19 protein-coding genes are annotated in these 18,054 nt (G+C 74.0%); 16 read left to right on the forward strand and 3 right to left on the reverse strand.

Going from position 1 to position 18,054, the window contains the following annotated elements; all coding sequences use genetic code 11:
* The first annotated feature begins 40 nt into the window (after positions 1–40).
* The 6 genes from ABD331_RS15200 to ABD331_RS15225 all read left to right on the forward strand — a co-directional run bounded on the left by ABD331_RS15200 (position 41) and on the right by ABD331_RS15225 (position 3,398).
* Positions 41–1,258, forward strand: coding sequence for an ROK family transcriptional regulator (locus ABD331_RS15200; RefSeq protein WP_344474953.1), 1,218 nt, complete (start codon positions 41–43; stop codon positions 1,256–1,258).
* A 33-nt stretch (positions 1,259–1,291) separates the two neighbouring features.
* A complete protein-coding gene (locus ABD331_RS15205) occupies positions 1,292–1,516 on the forward strand; it encodes a hypothetical protein (protein ID WP_344474955.1) in 225 nt (74 codons plus the stop codon).
* Between the two features lie 30 nt (positions 1,517–1,546).
* Positions 1,547–1,867 carry a hypothetical protein gene (locus ABD331_RS15210; protein ID WP_344474957.1) on the forward strand — a complete coding sequence of 107 codons (321 nt, stop codon included), beginning with the start codon at positions 1,547–1,549 and terminating at the stop codon, positions 1,865–1,867.
* Positions 1,868–2,206: 339 nt separating this feature from the next.
* Positions 2,207–2,413, forward strand: a complete 207-nt coding sequence (locus tag ABD331_RS15215; RefSeq protein WP_253755706.1) for a cold-shock protein — start codon at positions 2,207–2,209, stop codon at positions 2,411–2,413.
* 156 nt (positions 2,414–2,569) lie between these two features.
* Positions 2,570–2,800 carry a hypothetical protein gene (locus ABD331_RS15220; protein WP_344474961.1) on the forward strand — a complete coding sequence of 77 codons (231 nt, stop codon included), beginning with the start codon at positions 2,570–2,572 and terminating at the stop codon, positions 2,798–2,800.
* Between the two features lie 208 nt (positions 2,801–3,008).
* Complete coding sequence (locus tag ABD331_RS15225) at positions 3,009–3,398, forward strand: hypothetical protein (RefSeq protein ID WP_344474963.1); 390 nt, start codon at positions 3,009–3,011, stop codon at positions 3,396–3,398.
* Positions 3,399–3,413: 15 nt separating this feature from the next.
* Here ABD331_RS15225 and ABD331_RS15230 read toward each other — a convergent pair whose 3' ends face one another.
* Entirely contained in the window at positions 3,414–3,956 is a 543-nt protein-coding gene (locus ABD331_RS15230) for a GNAT family N-acetyltransferase (protein ID WP_344474965.1), read from the reverse strand.
* 74 nt (positions 3,957–4,030) lie between these two features.
* Here ABD331_RS15230 and ABD331_RS15235 point away from each other — a divergent pair, with 74 nt between their 5' ends.
* The 6 genes from ABD331_RS15235 (at position 4,031) to ABD331_RS15260 (ending at position 12,524) form a co-directional block, all read left to right on the forward strand.
* On the forward strand, positions 4,031–4,606 hold the full coding sequence (locus ABD331_RS15235) for a TetR/AcrR family transcriptional regulator (RefSeq protein ID WP_344474967.1): 576 nt from the start codon (positions 4,031–4,033) through the stop codon (positions 4,604–4,606).
* 233 nt (positions 4,607–4,839) lie between these two features.
* Positions 4,840–5,772, forward strand: a complete 933-nt coding sequence (locus tag ABD331_RS15240; protein WP_344474969.1) for an ABC transporter ATP-binding protein — start codon at positions 4,840–4,842, stop codon at positions 5,770–5,772.
* On the forward strand, positions 5,769–6,461 hold the full coding sequence (locus ABD331_RS15245) for an ABC transporter ATP-binding protein (RefSeq protein WP_344474971.1): 693 nt from the start codon (positions 5,769–5,771) through the stop codon (positions 6,459–6,461). Before ABD331_RS15240 ends, ABD331_RS15245 begins: the two co-directional genes overlap by 4 nt.
* A 16-nt stretch (positions 6,462–6,477) precedes the next feature.
* The gene (locus ABD331_RS15250) at positions 6,478–9,699 is read left to right on the forward strand and encodes an FtsX-like permease family protein (protein WP_344474973.1); all 3,222 of its coding nucleotides are present in this window, start codon (positions 6,478–6,480) and stop codon (positions 9,697–9,699) included.
* Between the two features lie 49 nt (positions 9,700–9,748).
* A complete protein-coding gene (locus ABD331_RS15255; protein ID WP_344474975.1) occupies positions 9,749–12,010 on the forward strand; it encodes an FtsX-like permease family protein in 2,262 nt (753 codons plus the stop codon).
* Positions 12,011–12,095: 85 nt separating this feature from the next.
* Entirely contained in the window at positions 12,096–12,524 is a 429-nt protein-coding gene (locus ABD331_RS15260) for a hypothetical protein (RefSeq protein WP_344474977.1), read from the forward strand.
* An 11-nt stretch (positions 12,525–12,535) separates the two neighbouring features.
* Here the strand turns inward: ABD331_RS15260 and ABD331_RS15265 are convergent, their stop codons facing one another.
* The gene (locus ABD331_RS15265) at positions 12,536–13,459 is read right to left on the reverse strand and encodes an AraC family transcriptional regulator (RefSeq protein ID WP_344474979.1); all 924 of its coding nucleotides are present in this window, start codon (positions 13,457–13,459) and stop codon (positions 12,536–12,538) included.
* A 117-nt stretch (positions 13,460–13,576) separates the two neighbouring features.
* Between ABD331_RS15265 and ABD331_RS15270 the strand changes: the two genes are divergently transcribed.
* The 4 genes from ABD331_RS15270 to ABD331_RS15285 all read left to right on the forward strand — a co-directional run bounded on the left by ABD331_RS15270 (position 13,577) and on the right by ABD331_RS15285 (position 17,714).
* Positions 13,577–14,293: an SDR family NAD(P)-dependent oxidoreductase gene (locus tag ABD331_RS15270; RefSeq protein WP_344474981.1), complete on the forward strand. Its 717-nt coding sequence runs from the start codon at positions 13,577–13,579 to the stop codon at positions 14,291–14,293.
* Positions 14,294–14,459: 166 nt separating this feature from the next.
* Positions 14,460–14,696, forward strand: a complete 237-nt coding sequence (locus tag ABD331_RS15275; RefSeq protein ID WP_344474983.1) for a DUF6289 family protein — start codon at positions 14,460–14,462, stop codon at positions 14,694–14,696.
* Positions 14,697–14,780: 84 nt separating this feature from the next.
* Complete coding sequence (locus tag ABD331_RS15280; RefSeq protein ID WP_344474985.1) at positions 14,781–15,521, forward strand: hypothetical protein; 741 nt, start codon at positions 14,781–14,783, stop codon at positions 15,519–15,521.
* A gap of 66 nt (positions 15,522–15,587) precedes the next feature.
* Positions 15,588–17,714 carry a protein kinase domain-containing protein gene (locus ABD331_RS15285; RefSeq protein WP_344474987.1) on the forward strand — a complete coding sequence of 709 codons (2,127 nt, stop codon included), beginning with the start codon at positions 15,588–15,590 and terminating at the stop codon, positions 17,712–17,714.
* Positions 17,715–17,744: 30 nt separating this feature from the next.
* On the opposite strand, the gene ABD331_RS15290 is transcribed toward ABD331_RS15285, so the two are convergent.
* Positions 17,745–18,047: a hypothetical protein gene (locus tag ABD331_RS15290; RefSeq protein ID WP_344474989.1), complete on the reverse strand. Its 303-nt coding sequence runs from the start codon at positions 18,045–18,047 to the stop codon at positions 17,745–17,747.
* Positions 18,048–18,054 lie beyond the last annotated feature (7 nt).

The following is an 18,054-nucleotide window of genomic DNA, read 5'->3' on the forward strand; positions in this document are numbered from 1 at the left end:
TTAAACTCGTTCATCGAGCATAAAGGAGGGGCGAGGACCCATGGCAACCCCAGGCGACCGGTCCCGGTCCGTACGCGCCGCGGACCTCCGCTGGCGCGGCGCCCTGGCCGTGCTCGGCGAGATGCGCCGGGAGCCGGGCGTGACCCGGGCGGCCGTCGCCCGGCGGCTCGGCCTGAGCACCGGCTCGGCCACCGAGATCACCTCCCGGCTGCGCGACCTCGCCCTGCTCGCCGAGACGCCCGCCGCCACCGCGTCGCGCGGCCGTCCGACCAGCGTGCTCACCCCGCATCCGGACGGTCCCGTCGTCATCGCCGTCGATCTGCGGCAGGAGGACTGGCGGTGCGCGGTCGCCGCGCTCGACGGAAGGCCCGCCGTCGCGGAGGCCGGGACGCACCGCAGCCGCGACCCCGAGCAGGTGATCGGCACGGTCGCGGGGGCGGTCGGACGCCTGCGCGACCGTTACGGCGGACGCGTCCGGGCGATCTCCGTGGCGATCGCCGCGACGGTCCGGCACGGCGGGGTCGCGCAGTCGTCGGTGCTCGGCTGGGACGCGGTGGACCTGGCGGCGCTGGCGGGCGACCCGGGGACGCCGCTGCTGATCGGCAACGACGCCACCCTCGCGGGCCTGGCCGAGGCCCGGCAAGGCGTGGCCGCCGGGGCGGCGACCGTCCTGCACGTCACCGTGGAGGTGGGCGTGGGCGGCACCCTGGTCGTGGACGGCCGGCCGTTGCACGGGGCGACGGGCGCCGGCGGGGAGTTCGGTCACCTGCCGTTCGGCGATCCCGGCCTGCGCTGCCCCTGCGGCGCGCGGGGCTGCTGGGATCTGGCGGTGGACGGCCGGGCCATCGCCCGCCATCTCGGCGATCCCCCGCCCCGCGACCCCCGCACGTACGCCGAACAGGCCCTCGCCCGCACCGACCCCGCCGCCAGGGCCGCCGTGGGCCGCGCCGCGAGCGCGCTGGGCGGCGGTGTCGCCGGGCTGATCAACGCCCTGGATCCCGCCGTGGTGACGCTGGGCGGCCTGGCGGGGTCGCTGCGGGACGCGGCCGGGCCGCAGTTCGCCGCCGCCCTCACCGACGGCCTCATGCGCTTCCGCCGCCCTGACCCGCCTCCCGTCCTGCCCGCGGCGCTCGGCCGGGACGGGGCGCTGCACGGAGCGGCGGTGATCGGGCTCGACCACCTTCTGACCGAGGAAGGACTCACCGCCTGGGCGGCCCTGCACCTTGAAACTCCGCCTTCTATTAGTAAAATTAACTAACAGTTACAACTGAATCCGCAGGTGAGGAGCGTTATGAGCAGAGCAGTCTTACGCCTCACGATCGCTGGTGCGAGTCTCGCCGCCGCACTGGCGGGCACCACGGCCCCGGCCTCCGCCGCGCCGGTCAGCATCTACGGCTACTACCCCAGCGCCGAGAGCTGCAACAGCGTCGGCCAGCAGGGCCGGAACAACGGGCTGTGGCCCTGGTACACCTGCTTCCAGTCCGGCCAGCTCTGGGCCCTTCAGATTCCCTGGTGAACCTCCCTCCCTCAGGGCAGGGTGGAGTCCGTGACGGATGCTGAGCAGTGGGCGGCGCTGGCCCGGCAGTGGCTGGCGCTGTCGTCCAGGCGGGCGGCGCAGGCGATGCGGGAGCGCGAGCAGGAGGCCGCGCGGCGGCGGCGCGAGTGGCGGCCGGACGCGGGCTGGCGGGGGAAGCGCGCCGACGCGGAGGCCGTCCAGGACCTGGAGCGGGTGCGGTGGGCGACGGAGCCCGAGCCGGCGGACGGGGTGCCGGGCGAGGAGGAGATCGAGGCCGCACGGGAGGCGCTGGCCCGCGAGGTGGCCCTGGCCCGCGCCCGGGAGCGCGCCCGGCGCGAGCGGGACTCCTGAGTTCGAGTGGGCGCAGGCGCTGCCCGACCAGGGCGTCGACCGCCTTCGACGGCGCCCCGCGATCCCCTGCGCAGCCGGGGGGATCGCCCGATTTGGCCGTCCGCAGCGACACGATCTACCGCCGGCACAGGGTTTCCATGGGTGGAGCGCACCGAAAGTGTGTTAGCCTGATGTGCGTTGCAGTTATGGTACCCATAAAGACTTTATGCGCGCCTGACAGAGCTAATCTACAGGCGCGTTTTATGTTTTCCGGCTATTTCCGGGTGGGCTCATCGCGGCGGCACGAGATTCACGAGGTGTGAATTCTCAAGTTTTCGGCACTGTCAGAAGGAGATCGACATGGCCACCGGTACCGTCAAGTGGTTCAATTCGGAAAAGGGCTTCGGCTTCATCGCGCAGGACGGCGGCGGCGCCGACGTCTTCGCTCACTACTCCAACATCGTCGCCAACGGCGGCTACCGTGAGCTGACCGAGGGCCAGAAGGTGTCCTTCGACGTCGTGCAGGGTCAGAAGGGCCCGCAGGCGGAGAACATCGTCACCGCCTGACCTGGCACCTCACGATGCCGGGTCCGCGCTGAGGCGCGGGCCCGGTTTCCGGCTGCCATGACCGATCCCGCCGACGGCCCGCGTGGTCCTCGGCGGGATCCGTCACATTTCCCCGTGGCGCTCGATTTATTCGCCGCGCGGGCGCATACTTGCCTAATGAGACGCACTTCGCCGGCCGGTCGGCGACGCCCGCCGGGCAGCCCTTTCAACACTCCGGAAACGCCTCCGCCGCCCGTCGAGCAGTATGTCGCCGGCGACCGGGTAAGCCACGACAAATACGGCCTCGGCCGGGTTCTCGCGGTTGAGCAGGATGACGCCGTTCTCATCGATTTCGGCGCGGAAACGTATCGGATCGCCTCCCCGTACGCCAAACTCGTGAAGCTGTGAGGAGCGCCGCTCCGCCCCCGGTGCTCGCCTGATCCTCGATGAGCGAGCAGGATGGTCGTCCAGCGGGACCGCTCCCGGCCCGCGGCACGTGGCGCACGGCCGAGCAGTCCGCGCCCACCCGGCGGGCCGGCCTCGCCGCCGGTCGGCCCTGCGACGATCCGGAGGACTCATCATCAGCGAGCCCAGCGCACGCACCGTACGCCGCCGCGTGGTCGAGACCGCGACCTTCGGCATGGGCGACCAGCCCCACCACGAGACCGCCCAATGGACGTGCCCGCACGGCCGGCACGTCGGCCAGGGCTGCGTGACCTGCTACCGCGCCGCGGCCAAACCCGATCCCGGCCTGCCGCTGTGGGCGGCCGTGGCGTGGTTCACCTCGCCCCGGCCGATCCCCATCAAGGTTCTGCACGACGTGCACCGCCACGACCGCAACTTCGCCCTCGACCAGCCCTCGACGCCGCTGGTCTTCCTCCTGACGGGGCAGGCGCGGGCGGCCCAGGGGGTGGAGGCGGTGGCCTGCCTGGTCGGGTTCCTCCTCCAGAGCCGCGGCACCGTCGAGGACTTCACGGTGACGGAGGTGCGCGCCACCCGGTTCTGACGCCGGTGGCGGGCTTCAGGCGTGCCCGAGCCGCCTCGCGCGCCACTCGTCCTCGAGGATGCCGAACACCTCGGAGTCCCGCCAGCCGTCCCGGATCAGCGCGGTGTGCCGCAGCCGCCCCTCCCAGGTCAGGCCGAGCTTTTCGAGCACCCGGGCCGATCCGGCGTTGCGCGGGTCGCAGGTCGCGTGGACGCGGTGCAGGCCACGTTCCTCGAAGGCCAGCCTGAGCAGCTCCGCGCCGATCGCGGTCGCCACGCCCTGGCCCCAGAGCCGCGGATGCACGATGTAGGTGATCTCGCCCTGGCGTTGCGCCTCGCTGTGGATGTGCAGGTTGCCCATGCCGACCACCTCGCCCTCAGCCCTGGCCGTGTAGGCGAAGAGCCGTTGCGGCACGCGCGTCCACTCCTCGGCGGTGGCGGCCACGAACGTGCGGGTCTGCTCCTCGGTGTTCGGGCCCCACGTCTGGTAGCGGCAGGCTTCGGGCAGGGACGCCCAGGTGTGCACGGCCTGCCAGTCGGAGGGCTCAAGCCTGTGCAGGGTCACCGGTGTGCGGGTCATGCGTCGATCCTGGCAGTTTGCCGCCGTCTCAGCAGTGTAGATACGATCGTTCGTACGCTTGGAAGGGGGACGGCATGACCGGCGATCAGCGCCTGGCGCGGGGAGCGCGCTCCCGGCGGACGATCACCCGCCATGCCGTGGACGTGGCGTCCGCCGAAGGGCTGAGCGGGCTGTCCTTCGGCCGTCTCGCCGCCGACCTGAGCCTGAGCAAGGGCGGCGTGGCGACCCTGTTCCCGAGCAAGGAGCAACTGCAGCTCGCCACCGTCGAGACCGCCGGCCAGGTGTTCCAGGAGGCGGTCGTCCGGCCCGCGATGGCGGCGCCGGCGGGCGCGGCGCGGCTGCGGGCGCTGGTCGAGCGGTGGATCGAGTACGCCGAAGCGCCGCTGTTCGCGGGCGGCTGCTTCTGGGCCGCCAACCTCCCCGACTTCGACAGCCGTCCCGGGCCGGTGCGTGACGCCCTGGCGCGGCAGCGGCGCGGCTGGCTGGGCCTGCTCGCCGAGCAGCTCTCCCAGGCCGCCGCCGGTCTCGACGCCGAGCTGACGGCGTTCCAGATCGACGCGGTGCTGAACGCCGCCAACCTCGCGATGCGCCTGGGTGAGGCGGGCGCGGCGGACAAGGTCCGGCGCGTGGTCGACGAGCTCCTGACCTGAGACGTGACGTGTTTCCTGAGGAGGCGCGCGGTTAACCCTTGCCGCAGGGGTCGGTGAGCGGCTCGTCCGTCCCGGCCGGCTCGCGCCACTCCCCGGCCGACAGGCCGTCCGGCGTCCGCGCGCACACCTGTCCGCGCTCTCGTCACACGTGCGGCGATTCACGGCCCCGCGTTCGTGCGCTATTTCGTGCGCTATAGAGTCTGGCCAGTGATCAGCCCGGGCCGAGGAGGGGGATGTCCAGCACGCCGTTGGCCCTGCCGCAGCCGCCGCCGAAGGCGCCCGAGTTCGGGCGGGACGCGCTCATCGTGTGCGAGAGCCTGGTGCGGATCTACCAGTCGGGGTCGGTCGAGGTGCAGGCGTTGCAGGGGCTCGACCTGGTCGTGGACGGCGGGGAGATGGTCGCCGTCGTCGGCGCGTCCGGATCGGGCAAGTCGACGTTGCTGTCCATCCTGGCCGGGGTGGACGCCCCGACCGCCGGGCGGGTGCGGGTCGACCGGTGGGACCTCCTGAACATGTCGCGGGCCGACCGCGTCCGGTATCGGCGGCACACCGTGGGGTTCGTGCGTCAGCAGACGTCCGCCAACCTCGTCCCGTACCTGACCGCGCGGCAGATGATCGACCTGCCGATGACCGCCGCCAGGACGCCCGCCCGCGAGCGGCGCGCGCGCACCGCCGCGCTGCTGGACACGCTCGGGATCGCCGACCTCGCCGAGCGGCGGCCCGCGCAGATGTCCGGCGGGCAGCAGATGCGGGTGGCCATCGCGGCGGCCCTGGCCAACGAGCCCCGCGTGCTGCTGGCCGACGAGCCGACCGGAGAGCTGGACAGCGCCACGTCGGCCGCCGTGTTCGGGCTGTTGCGGGAGGTCAACCGGCGGCTGGGCGTCACCGTCGTGATCGTCACCCACGACCCCGCCGTCAGCGGGCAGGTGGAGCGCACCGTGGCCATCCGCGACGGGCGCACCAGCAGCGAGGTGCTGCGCCGCACCGCCACCGGGGACGACGGCGGCGAGCGGGTCATCGCCGAGGAGTACGCCGTGATGGACCGGGCGGGGCGCGTGCAGGTGCCGCGCGACTACCGGGAGGCGCTGGCGCTGACGCGGCGGGTGCGGCTGGTGCTGGAGGCCGACCACGTCGCCATCCGGCCGGACGGCGGCGAGGCCGGATGAGCGAGCGGCCGCTGGTCAGCGTGCGTGGCGTGCACCGCCGGTTCGGCAGCGGGCCGGGCGCGGTGCACGCGTTGCGTGACGTGACGTTCGAGCTGGCCGCCGGGACCATGACCGCCCTCGTCGGGCGGTCCGGCTCCGGCAAGACCACACTGCTGAACGTGATCGGCGGGCTGGATCGGCCTGACTCCGGGACGGTTCTCGTCGATGGCACGGACGTGACCTCGCTCGACGAGGACGGGCTGTCGCTCTTACGGCGACAGAAGGTGTCGTACGTTTTTCAGACTTTTGGGTTGATACCCGTGTTGTCTGCTGCTGAGAACGTGGGGGCGCCGCTCCGGCTGGCCCGCGTGCCGGCGGTGGAGCGGGAGCGTCGGGTCGCCTTGTTGCTGGAGCTGGTGGGGCTGGGTGGGCATGGGGAGCAGCTTCCCGGTGAGTTGTCCGGTGGGCAGCAGCAGCGGGTGGCGATCGCGCGGGCGCTGGCGGGCTCGCCTCGGTTGCTGATCGCGGATGAGCCTACGGGGCAGCTGGATGCCGAGACCGGGCTGGCGGTGATGGCGTTGTTGCGGGGGGTGGTGGAATCCGAAGGGGTTACGGCGCTGGTCTCGACGCATGATCCGACGATGCTGGCGCTGGCGGATCGGGTGATCCGGATCCAGGACGGGCGGCTCGACGGGCGGGCTGAGTCGTGAGCGGGCAGAGTCGTCCGTGCTGAGGCTGGTCCTGCGGAGGGCGCGCGCCCAGTGGCCGCTGCTGTCCGCGCTGCTGGCCGTAGCCGTGGTCGGCCCCACCCTGCTGGGCACCTGCGCCCTGCTCCTCTCCCGCACCGCCGAGCAGGCCCTGGAAACCGCCGCCTCCCGCGCCACCCCCGACCAGATCGACGTCACCGCCTACACCGTCACCGTCCGCGGCGAGCACGCGAGGTCCGTCGCCGACGACACCCGCCGCGTGCTGACCTCGGCGCTCGCCCCATTCGCGACGACGACGGCCGCACGCGCCTCATCCGCGATGCGACCCCTGACACCCGATCGCCGGACGGCCGGGGCCCCCGCCGTGGCGTACCTGTCAGGGGTGGAGGGCCTGGAGACCCGCGCCGAGCTGGCGTCCGGACGCTGGCCGAAGGCGGGCGCCGCGCCCTCGGAGGCCGTGGTCCTGGAGTCCACCGCGCGGCAGCTCGGGCTGGCCGCCGGCGCCCGGGTGCGGCTCGGGGTGGAGCAGGCCGACGACCCCGCCCAGCCCGTCGAGGTGCGGGTCGTCGGCGTCGTACGCACCCTGCCCGGCACCGGCTGGGACCGCGATCCCCTCGCCGCCGCCGGGTACGACCTGGCCTACCGCGACGGCCGTTCCGCGAGCCCGGTCCACGCGTACGGGCCGTTCCTCGTGGACCTCGCCGACCTGCTCGCGGGCGACTCCACCGTCGACCGGCTGGAGATCACCGCCCACCCTGACCTGTCCGCGCCCGACCGGCGCGACCTCGACACCGTCACCCAGGCCGTGCTCGGCGCCGACCGGCGGCTGGGGCAGACACTCGGCGACCGGGTGCGGATCGAACGCGTCGCCTCCCGGTTGCCCTCGACGTTGCTGGCGGCCGGTGAGCAGCAGCGGGTCACCACGGCGGGCGTGCTCGCCGTCGCCGCCATCGGCCTCGTACTGACCGCGACCGCCCTCGCCCTCGCCGGGCGGCTCAGCGCGGGCGTGCGGGGCGGCGAGACGGCCCTGCTGTCCGCGCTGGGCTTCGGGCGCGGCCGGCTCGCCGTCGCCGCGTGCGCCGAGGCGGGCGCGCTCGCCGTGTTCGCCGTCGCGGTCGCCGTCCCTGCCTCGGCCGTTCTGCATGCCGCGCTGACCCGGCTGCCGCCGATGGCCAGGGCCGGGCTCGCCGCGCAGCCCGGCGTGAACGGCGCGCAGGTGCTGGCCGTCGTCGGGGGCGCGCTGGCGCTGGCGGTGGTGCTCGTGGCGGCGTCGGTGCGGAGCAGCCCTGGCGCTCGTCATCGGCGGGAGTTGCTCGCCCGGTCGGGTACCGATGTGCTGCTCGTGGCGTTCGCCGTGGTGGGCTGGTGGCAGTTGCGTGAGCAGCCCGCCGGGTCCGGTTCGCCGGTGGACGCGGTGCGGGTGCTGGCTCCCGCGTTGCTGCTCATCGCCGGGGCGGCGGTGGCTTTGCGGGTGGTCTGGCCTGCGTTGCGTGGGGTGGAGTGGCTGGCTCGGCGTGCTCGGGGGCTGGTGGTTCCGCTGGCCGCGTTCGAGGCCGCCCGCCGGCCGCAGGCGGTGGCTGCCGGGCTGCTGGTCGCGCTGGGGTGTGCGGCGGTCACGTACGGGGTCGCGTTCGACGCCACTTGGCAGCGGTCTCAGCGGGATCAGGCTGATCTGGGCGTTGGCACCGATCTCGCGCTCACCCTCAGCGCCCCGCCCGCCGCCGGGCAGGGGGCGATGGTCGGGGCGGCCACCGGTGGTGTGGTGAGCCCGGCCTTGGATCGGGGGGTCGCGGTCGGGCAGTGGCTCGGTGGCGCGGGTGACCCGCCTCGGCTGGTCGCGATCGACGCCACGCGTGCCGGGGAGTTGCTGCGCGGGCGGCTGGACGGTGGACGCACGTGGGCCGAGGTGGGCGCCGCCCTCGCGCCACCGACCCTGGCCGAGGACGCCGATCCCGTGCCGCCGGATCGGGTCGCTGGGGTTTCCGTCCCGGTCGGTGCCGCGCTGTCCCTGATCGGGACGGCGACCGGGGGGACGCCGCTCACCGTGACTCCCCGGCTGCTGCTCCAGGACGCGACAGGGCTGCGGACCGTCTGCGCCGGTGCGCCCGTCCCGCTGGACGGCCAGGCACGCCCGCTACCCGACTGCGCGACGACCGGCGGGTTGCGGCTGGTCGCGGTGTCGCTGCCGTTCGCGACCGCGCCGGGAAACGTGGGCACCGGCCACTCCGACGCCTTCACCGACCCCCCGTCGAGCAACAGCCGCGTCCAAGTGACGCTCACCGTTCCGGGAACGGCCTCCGGACCGCCCTGGACCGCCACCTCCGTCGGACCCGCGCCCGGCCAGCTCGGCGCACCGGCCGTCACCCTCACCAGCACCTCCACCGGCACTCGGCTGAGGATGACGACGACCGTCGAGTTGCAGGGCCCGCCGGACGCCGCCAGAACCCTGGTCGCCACCGCCTTCCCCGCCCCCGGCCCGGTTCCGGTCGCCGTCTCCGCCCGCTTCGCCGCCGAGGTGGGCGCCCGCCTCGGCTCCCGGCTCGACCTCACCGTGGGGCTCACCCCCGTCCAGGTGAGGGTGACCGAGGTGCTGCCGGCCGTGCCGTCCGCTCCGGGGTCGGCGGCCATCCTCGCCGACCTCGACCGCCTCTCCCGCGCCCTGGCCGTCAGCGGCTCCTTCGACCTGCCCGTGGACGCGTGGTGGGTCGGCCATCCCAGCAGGGCCGACGCGGCGGAACGCGCCGCCGGGCTGCGTCTCGGCGCGGTGACGACGCGCGAGTCCGAGACCGCCCGGCTCGCCGGCGGCCCGTTGCGGGCCGGGTTGCCCGCCGTGCTGCGGTTGCTCGTTCCGGCGGCGGTGTTGCTGATGATCGCCGGGGTGGTGCTGCACGTGACGTTCGACCTGCGGGCTCGTGCGATCGAGGTGGCGCGGTTGCGGGGGCTGGGGATGACGCGGCGGGAGATCCGTACCGTGCTGCTCGGCCAGCACGTCGGCGTGCTGCTGCCGTTGCTCGCGGCGGGCGCGGTGGTCGGCGCGGTGGCCACCCGCGTGGTCGCGCCGCTGCTCGTCCGGTCCGACACCGGCGCCGCGCCCGTGCCCGAGGTGCTGCCCGTCTGGCCGTGGGGGGCCGAGCTGGTCCTGCTCGGGGTGCTGCTGGGCGGGTGTGCGGTCGCGGTGAGTGCGGTGGTGGTCGTCCAGGCGCGACGCGTCGATGCCGAGCACCTGCGGGTGGCGTCGTGAAGAGCAACCTGCGGGGTGGCGTCGTGAAGAACTTTCTGCGGGTGGCGTCGTGAGGCGCCTGACGAAGTGGCTCCCCGCGCCGCACTGGCCCAGCGTGGCCGGTCGCGCTCGCGCCGATGCAGGGCCGTTGTTGCTGGTCGCCGCCGTGGTGGCGGCCGTGACGCTGCTGGCGGGCGCGGTGCCGCCGATGTTGTACGCCACCGCGGGCGACGCCGTGCGGGACGCGGTGCGCAGGAGCGGCGCCGACCTCCAGGTGCACGCCCGCATGGAACGCGACGACGGCCAGGCGGGCACCCGCGTCCGCGCTCCCCGCCTGGCCGAGGACGTGGACGACTTCCGTAACAGGGCCGCGGACGAGCTCGGCCCCGGCCTGCGCGCCGCCCTGCATCCGCCCGTCGCCACCGTCACCAGCCCCACCCTCAAGATCACTGACGGCAGCGTGCTGCGCACGTTCCAGCTCGCCTACCTGGCCCGCGACGGCGGCCCCGGCGTGACCTGGATCGCGGGCGGCCCGCCCGAGCCCACCGGCTCCGAGACGGCGGAGGTCCCCTACGGGGCGCCGCCGTGGCCGGTGCGGGTGGGGCTGTCGGAGGCGGACGCCGCCGCGCTCCGGGTGGGCCCCGGTGACGGGATTCCGCTGGCCGACGATCAGGGGAACGTGAAGAAGGTCGAGGTCAGCGGCGTCTTCCGGCCGCAGGACAGCGCCGATCCCGCCTGGCGGCTGGTGCCGGCGCTGCTGCGTCCCGTGGCCGGCGCGGACGGGTCGGGCAGCACCCGGTTGGCCGGGCTGCTGTCGCGTGAGTCGCTGCCCGACGCCCGGCTCGCCTTCGGTCAGGACGAGCTGCGGCGCACCGCCCATTTCACGCCCGATCCGAGCCGGCTCACCTGGGACTCCGTTGCGTCGGTCGCGGCGAGGGTGGTCGAGCTGAAGGCGTCCTCCGGCTCGTCGGGCGCCCGGGACGGCTCGCTGCGGTGGGAGACGCGGCTCGACGGCGTGTTGCGGGACGTGCGTGCGCGGGTGAGTGCCGCGTTCGCGCAGGCGGCGGTGCTGCTCGTCGCGGTGCTCGCCGTCGCGGTGCTGGTGCTGCTGCTCGCCGCCGAGTTGCTGGTACGTCGCCGCGCCCCCGCGCTGGCCGCCGCCCGGCAGCGGGGCATGTCGCTGCCCGTGATCGGGGGTGAGCTGGCGCTGGAGTCCGTCGTGGTGGCGGTGCTGGCGGGGGCGGCGGGGCTCGGGCTGGCCGGTGTCGTCACGGACGGGGTGTCCTGGGAGTGGGTGGTGCCGGTGGTGGTCGCGGCCGTGGCCGCCGGGCCGGGGTTCGGGACGCTCGCCGCCTCCCGCGCCACCCGGGATCGGCGGGTTCCGGCGAACCGGAGCGCGCGGCGGTGGCTGCGTCACACGGTGCGGCTGCGGCGGGCGGCTCTGGAGGCCGGGGTGCTGGTGGCGGCGGCCGGCGCGTTCGCCGCCCTGTTCCAGCGCGGGATCGTCTCCGTTGAGGGAGCGTCGGCCGCGAGCGCTTCAGGCGCGCTGGTCGGCGGTGACCTGGTGCTGCCCGGGAGCGCTTCGGGCGCGCTGGCGGGCGGTGACGTGGTGCTGCCCGCGTCCGTTTCGGGCGCGCTGGTGGGCGGTGACCTGGTGCTGCCTGCGAGTGCGCCCGCGCTGGGCGCGCTGGTGGGCGCGCTCGTGGTGGTGCGGTTGTTGCCCGCCGCGACGCGTTTCGTGCTCGGGCGGCTGCTGCGGTCGCGCCGGCCGCTGGCGGTGTTCGGGGCGGCTCGGGCGGCGGCTTCGGTACGGGTGCTGCCGCTGGCCGTGCTCATGACGTCCCTGGCACTGGGGTCCTTCGCGCTCACCCTCGCCGCCACCCTCGGACAGGGCGCGGCGGAGGGGCCGCTGGCCTCGGGGCTGTTGCGGCTGGCGTGGGTGTCGGCGGTGGCCCTGTCGGCGCTGGGCCTGCTGGGGCTGGTGCTCGGCGCGGCTGCCGGGGCGCCGGAGCGGTGGCAGACCTTGAGCCGCCTGCGCACCCTGGGGCTGCGGCCGAGGGAGGCCCGCTGGGTCGCCGCCGGGGAGCTGCTGCCGATGGCGGCGGTGCCCGCCGTGGCGGGTCCCCTGCTCGGGGTGTTGCTCGCCCGCGTGACGTCCGGCTCGCTCGGGCTGGGGACGCTCGTCGGCGGCGGGCCCGGCGTGGTGCTGCCGTGGTGGTGGCTCGCCCTGGTGGCTGTCACGTTCCTGGCGGCGGTCGCCGTCGTGGTGCCCGTCGAGTCGGCGCTGCGCCGCCGCCGCCGGCTGAGCGAAGTGCTCCGCGCGGGCGAGTGAATGCAATCGTCACCACTTTGACAGGTGACGCATGCCCATGCGAGGATCATCACCAGTTGAACCGGTGACTCTTGAAGGAAGTCCGATGACCGTCGTGCGTTTCACCCTCCTGTCCTCCCTCACCCCCGCCGCCGCCATGCAGGTGCTGACCGACTTCGGCCCCGACCGCGCGCAGAACTGGCCCTCGATCGACACCGACCACTTCTCGGTCCACGGGCTCGGCGACACCTGGGCCGAGGTGACCGAGGGCACCGCCGCCGCCTGGGAACGCGCCCGCTACGAGTGGGACGCGGACCAGGGCAAGGTGGTCATCACCACCCTTGACTCCAAGCTCTTCGGCGCCGGCGGCGGCTGGGACATCCAGCTCACCCCCGAGGCCGGCGGCACCCGGGTGGACGTGCGGCTGACCCGCGTGCCCCGCACGCTCAAGGGCAAGATTCTCGCCGCCCTGCTGCCCCTCGCCGCACCCTCCTCGCTGCGCAAGTCCTTCGGCGAGCCGCTGCGGGCGAAGTGATCGGGCGTCCGTCAGCCGGGCCCCGCCTCCTGGCGGTAGCGGCCGGGGGTGATGCCGCGCAGCCGGGTGAAGGCGCGGTTGAAGGCGTACTCCGAGGTGTAGCCGACGGAGCGGGCGACGGGCCCGATGGGGTCGGCGGTGGTGCGCAGCCGCCGCGCGGCCAGGTCCATCCGCCACCGGGTGAGGTAGCCGCGCGGCGTCTCCCCGACCAGCCGCGGGAAGCGCCGGGCGAGTGTCGCGCGGGAGACGGCGGCGCACCTGGCGAGGTCGTCGAGCGTCCAGTCGCGGGCGGGGTCGGCGTGCATCGCGGCGAGCACGGTGGCGATCACGGGATCGTGCAGGGCCGAGAGCCACGACGCGGTCAGGTCCGCGGCGCCGGGGCCGTCGAGCCAGGCGCGGATCACGTGCACGAGGACGATGTCCACGAGCCGGTCGAGCACGGCCTCCGCTCCCGGCCTGGGCTGTTCGATCTCGTAGGCGAGCAGGCGTACCAGGCTGTCGAGGCGGCCCGCCGGGTCGGCGGGCAGGTGGACCAGCGGCGGCAGCAGGCCGAGCAGCGGGGTGGTGACGGCCGGGTCCTGGCGGTAGGAGGCGCACAGGATGCGGGTGCGGCGGTGACCTGCCCCGACGTCGAGCCGGCCGCCCGCCTTCAGCGCCTGCCGGGCGGCGGCGTGGTCGAACGGCTCGCGGCGCTGCCCCGGATCGCTGGCCAGGAAGTGACGGCTGCCGGTGGGCAGCAGGACGACGTCGCCGGGCAGCAACCGGCGCGGCTCCGCGTCCCCGGCGCCGAGCCAGGCGGCGCCCGCCGTGATCGCGTGGAAGGCCGCCCCTGGAACGTCGTCGAGGGCCAGCCCCCAGTCGTCGCCCGCGTGCACGGTCGCGGCCACCGTCCCGCGCACCTGCGCGAGCGCCAGCACGTCGGTGAGCGGGTCCATAGGCCGGTTATACCAACCCGCTGAGACTCGCGGACAAAGACCTGAGCTTCGGCGGCATCGCCGGTCGCAGCCCCTGCTCCTTACGGTGGTCGTCATCGACGCAACGAAGGAGTGCCCGTGAACGTATCCGGTTCCACAGCCCTGGTCACCGGCGCCAACCGGGGGCTCGGCCGCCGCCTGGTCGCCGAGCTGCTGCGGCGGGGCGTCGCCAAGGTGTACGCGGGCGCCCGCGACCCCGCCACCGTCTCACCGGACCGCGATCCGCGCGTCCGGGTGCTGCGGCTCGACGTCACTGACCAGGCTCAGATAGACGCGGCGGCCGAGGCGGCGCCGGACGTCACCCTGCTCGTCAACAACGCCGGCGTGCTCGGGTTCGGCGACGTGCTCGGCGGTGACCTGGCGCTGGCCGAGCGGGACCTGCTGACCAACTACCTGGGCCCGCTCAGGATGGCCAGGGCGTTCCTGCCCGCGCTGAAGGCGGCCGGTGAGAACGCGGCGGTCGTGAACGTCCTCACCGTCATCGCGCTCGCGCCCGTCCGCCCGATGGCCGGGTACTGCGCGTCCAAGGCCGCCGCCCACTCGATGACGCAGGCGCTGCGCGCGGAGCTGCGCGGGCACGGCGTCGCGGTGATCGGCGCCTATCCCGGCGGGATCGACACGGCCATGCTGGCGGGCGTCGAGGCGGTCAAGGCGGACCCGGAGGAGGTGGCGGCCCGGATCGTGGCCGGCATCGCGTCGGGCGAACCCTACGTGTTCCCCGACGACGCCTCGGCCGCGGCGGGAAGCGACCATCTGGATAGCCTGCTGCGGCTGGAGGGAATGCTGACCGGCTGAGCGGCCGGAAAAGAATTTTCATCTGTCTGTGAGGTTCTGTCGAAAAGCGCAGAAATGAGCCGCCCTTGCGTTTTCTTCGCGCAGGACGCATCATTTCGATCATCGGCTGGGGCGCCCACGAAGCCGCGACACTTCCCGTGCTCAGTGCTCAGGAAAGGGACGATTCATGATCCGTCGCGTACTGGCCGTGGCGACCCTGGTGGGTGCCGTGCTCGCCACCCTCCCGGCCGTCGCGCAGGCCGCCCCCATCTGCCAGTCCGGCTACCTGTGCAACACCCAGTACTTCTCCGACGCCGCGCGCACCAACCTGGTCGGGGTCAAGACGGAATTCTGCAGCGGCGAGGTTTCCACGTGGGGCCGGGTCACCGGATACATCAAGTGGTCCGCCAGCCCCTGCGGGTGAACGACCGAATACCGCCCATGGTTCCGGCCCTTCGAGCCCTGGCCGTGCCCTTGTCGTGACCCGCCTACGGCAAGATCGCGGCTTGTGCGAAAGACGACGATCACGGCCCTGGTGGCCTGTGGCAGCCTGCTGGTGGCCGCCGCGCCCGCCCAGGCCGCTCCCAAGGATCCCGTACGCGCCCTCAAGGCCAAGCTGACCTCCGGCCACGGCGTACGGTTCACCGAGACGACCACGCTCTCGGGCGGCACCAGGATCCAGAGCCGGAAGGGCACCTTCCAGTTCAACGCCAAGGGTGTGGCGGCCTCCGACATCACCGCCACCCCCAAGGGGCGCCCCCGCGAGCGTACGATCAGCATCGGCAACGTCAGCTACACCTCGGGCGGCATGTACGAGGACCGCGTGCCCATGGGCAAGGCCTGGCTGAAGGGCAACGCGCTGCTGGGCGGCGCCAGCGGCTTCTACGGCCAGGTCATCAACCCCGCCGAGCCGAAGACCCTCGCGGCGCTGGTCAAGAAGGGCAAGCTGCGCGGCGGCACGCTCACCGGGAAGATCACCTTCAAGGAGCTGGACAAGGTGTCGCGCTGGTTCGGGGCCTCGATCCCGCTGCGCATGCACGACGACACGAAGGTGACCTACACGCTCACGCTGACCTCCGCGGGGCTGGTGAGCAGGGTGAAGTCGTCGTACGCGGCCACCGGGGTGTTCGACACCAACGGGTTCGACGGCAAGACGATCACCATCGACAGCCGCTTCACCGGGTGGGGCGCCAAGGTGTCCATCAAGGCGCCGGCCCCTGACACGATCGTCACCGACCCGGAGAGCTGACCGCGCAGCGTCCGCCGGCGAAGGGCTATCGTGTGGGTCGCGAGTAAGGCCCGGGAAAGGAGCGGGATGCCGGGAATCCGCCCGCTCCGGCCGAGCGATCCCGAACGGGTCGGCCGCTGGCGGCTCGTCGGCGTGCTCGGCTCCGGCGGCCAGGGAACGGTCTACAAGGCGGTCGGCGACGACGGGCGCGAGGTCGCCGTCAAGCTGCTGCACAGCCACCTGAGCGGCGACGGCGCCATCACCCGCGGGTTCCTGCGGGAGGCCGAGGCGGCGCGGCGGGTGGCGGCGTTCTGCACGGCGGCCGTCCTCGACGTCGGGACGGCCGACGAGCAGCCGTACCTCGTGAGCGAGTACGTCGCGGGCGAGACGCTGCAGCAGGTCGTCCGGTCGGCGGGGCCGCGCGCCGGCGGGGCGCTGGACCGGCTGGCGATCTCCACGCTGACCGCGCTGGCCGCCATCCACCAGGCCGGGATCGTGCACCGGGACTTCAAGCCGGGCAACGTGCTGATGGGGCCCGACGGGCCGATCGTCATCGACTTCGGCATCGCCAAGGCGCTGGACGCCACGACGATGACCTCCGGGGTGGTGGGGACGCCTACCTATATGTCGCCCGAGCAGTTCGGAGGGGCGCGGGTGGGGCCCGCTTCCGACGTGTTCAGCTGGGCGGGGACGATGGTGTTCGCGGCGACGGGGCGTCCGCCGTTCGCCGGGGACACCGTCCCTGCCGTTCTTCATGCGGTGCTCAACGGGGCTCCTGACCTGGGTGGGGTGCCTGAGCGGCTGGTGGGGGTGTTGCGGGACTGCTTCGCCAAGGATCCGGCGGTGCGGCCGTTGCCGTTGGACGTGATGAGGCGGCTGACGAGCGGGCCGGGCGCGGTCATGCTGGGGCAGGGCGGCGTACCTTGGTCCGGGCCGACCGCGGGCCAGCTCTCCGGCGGCGCGCCCGCGTCGCAAGGCCGGGTGCATCCCGGGGCGGCCGGTCCGGTGCCGCCGCACCGTGCCGGGCACGGGGAGGCCGAGACGTCGCCGGGTGGGCGCGGGAGGCGGGTGAGCCGCCGGGCCGTGTTCAGTGCGGGTGCGGCGGCTCTGACGACGGCGGCGGTGTCCGCGTTCGTCGTGCTCAGGCCGGGCGACGAAACGCCCCGTCAGAACCAGGACCCGGTCAGGAATCAGCCCGCATCCCCCAGCCCGTCCCCCACGCCGACCCCGACCGCCGCCGAACCACTGGGAACGCCCATCGGCGAGCCACTGGCCCTGCCCTCCAGCGCGGGCACCCCCGCCGAGACGGCCGCGAACGGCCCCGGCGTGGCGTGCGGCACCGCCAACGGATCCGTCCTCACCTGGGACGTCACCACGACCACGATCGACGAGGCCGGCGACGGCGGCGCGGCCACGGCGGCGATCGCGTACGGCAAGCACGACGGCAAACCCGTGATCGCGTCCGGCCACTCCGACGGCGGGATGCGGCTGTGGAGCCAGTCCGGCGAGCGGCTGGGCAGCCACAAGGCCGGCGATCCGATCGTCGCCGTGACGATCACGGGCGACCGGGTGGTGGCGGTGTCGCAGAAGTACGACGGTCTGCGCGACCTGTACGGCACCGTCCGCCTGTGGGACGTCACCACCGGCAAGCAGCTCGGCCCCACGATCAAGGACCACTTCCAGGGCATCCGCGGCCTGGCCTTCGGCCGCCTGGACGGCGTGGACGTGCTGGTGACGGGCGACGGCTCGAACCGGGTGCGGGTACGCCGCCTGACGACGGGCGCGGTGCTGCGCACGTACAAGACGGAAGAGGTCGGCGGGATCGAGCGGCTGGCGTGCGGCGAGCTGGGCGGCGCGCCGGTCCTCGTCTCGACGCATCTGGACGCCACCCTGCGCGTGTACGACCTGGCGACGGGCAAGCGCAGGAAGAAGTGGAAGTTCAGCGATCGCAGCCCCGATGACCGGGGCACCGCCGCCCTGGTGCCGGGCACGGTGGGCGGCGTGCCGGTCGCGGTCGTGGCGCACGCGCCGCAGGGTGAGGACGCGTTCGTGGCGGTGTGGAGCCTGGAGGACGGGGAGATCGTCGGCGAGTTCGGTCACGGCGAGGACGGGGGGATCCGCTCGCTGGCGCTGGCCGAGCGGGCGGGGCGGCCGGTCGTGGTGACGGCGGGCGGGGACCGGCGGCTGCGGCTCTGGAGCCTCGGCCCCTCCTAAGGCAGTTCCACTCTCCCGCCGCGCCGGAGCTCACTCCCCGGCGTCCCGCTCGCGGTCGTTCGGGCGGGCGGCCCGGCGCTGTCCGTGGCGCGAGCGGGCTAACCGCTCCGTGCCGGGCCGGTGGACGAAGTCGTTGATCGAGCGGAGGTTGAGCTGTGCGCCGGTGTTCCCGGGCCCGTCGGCGGTGGCCTGCTTGGGTGCGTGGCCGTCGAACGCGATCTCCAGGCGCCAGCCGTCGCGCCGCAGGATGACTACGGGGCCGGAGGATCGCGGGACGGTCTGCACGTCCCAGCCGTGTCGGTGTGCCCGGTGGGCAAGTGCGCGCGGATTCACCGAGTCG

The sequence above is a fragment of the Nonomuraea monospora genome, from assembly GCF_039531895.1.
Lineage (GTDB): Bacteria > Actinomycetota > Actinomycetes > Streptosporangiales > Streptosporangiaceae > Nonomuraea > Nonomuraea monospora.

Excerpts from the sequence above, each read along its gene's own strand:
- ABD331_RS15200 (WP_344474953.1), top strand. The coding sequence starts at position 41 with ATGGCAACCCCAGGCGACCGGTCCCGGTCCGTACGCGCCGCGGACCTC.
- ABD331_RS15215 (WP_253755706.1), top strand. The coding sequence starts at position 2,207 with ATGGCCACCGGTACCGTCAAGTGGTTCAATTCGGAAAAGGGCTTCGGC.
- ABD331_RS15260 (WP_344474977.1), top strand. The coding sequence starts at position 12,096 with ATGACCGTCGTGCGTTTCACCCTCCTGTCCTCCCTCACCCCCGCCGCC.
- ABD331_RS15205 (WP_344474955.1), top strand. The coding sequence starts at position 1,292 with ATGAGCAGAGCAGTCTTACGCCTCACGATCGCTGGTGCGAGTCTCGCC.
- ABD331_RS15275 (WP_344474983.1), top strand. The coding sequence starts at position 14,460 with ATGATCCGTCGCGTACTGGCCGTGGCGACCCTGGTGGGTGCCGTGCTC.
- ABD331_RS15265 (WP_344474979.1), bottom strand. The coding sequence starts at position 13,459 with ATGGACCCGCTCACCGACGTGCTGGCGCTCGCGCAGGTGCGCGGGACG.
- ABD331_RS15220 (WP_344474961.1), top strand. The coding sequence starts at position 2,570 with ATGAGACGCACTTCGCCGGCCGGTCGGCGACGCCCGCCGGGCAGCCCT.
- ABD331_RS15240 (WP_344474969.1), top strand. The coding sequence starts at position 4,840 with ATGTCCAGCACGCCGTTGGCCCTGCCGCAGCCGCCGCCGAAGGCGCCC.
- ABD331_RS15285 (WP_344474987.1), top strand. The coding sequence starts at position 15,588 with ATGCCGGGAATCCGCCCGCTCCGGCCGAGCGATCCCGAACGGGTCGGC.
- ABD331_RS15230 (WP_344474965.1), bottom strand. The coding sequence starts at position 3,956 with ATGACCCGCACACCGGTGACCCTGCACAGGCTTGAGCCCTCCGACTGG.
- ABD331_RS15235 (WP_344474967.1), top strand. The coding sequence starts at position 4,031 with ATGACCGGCGATCAGCGCCTGGCGCGGGGAGCGCGCTCCCGGCGGACG.
- ABD331_RS15245 (WP_344474971.1), top strand. The coding sequence starts at position 5,769 with ATGAGCGAGCGGCCGCTGGTCAGCGTGCGTGGCGTGCACCGCCGGTTC.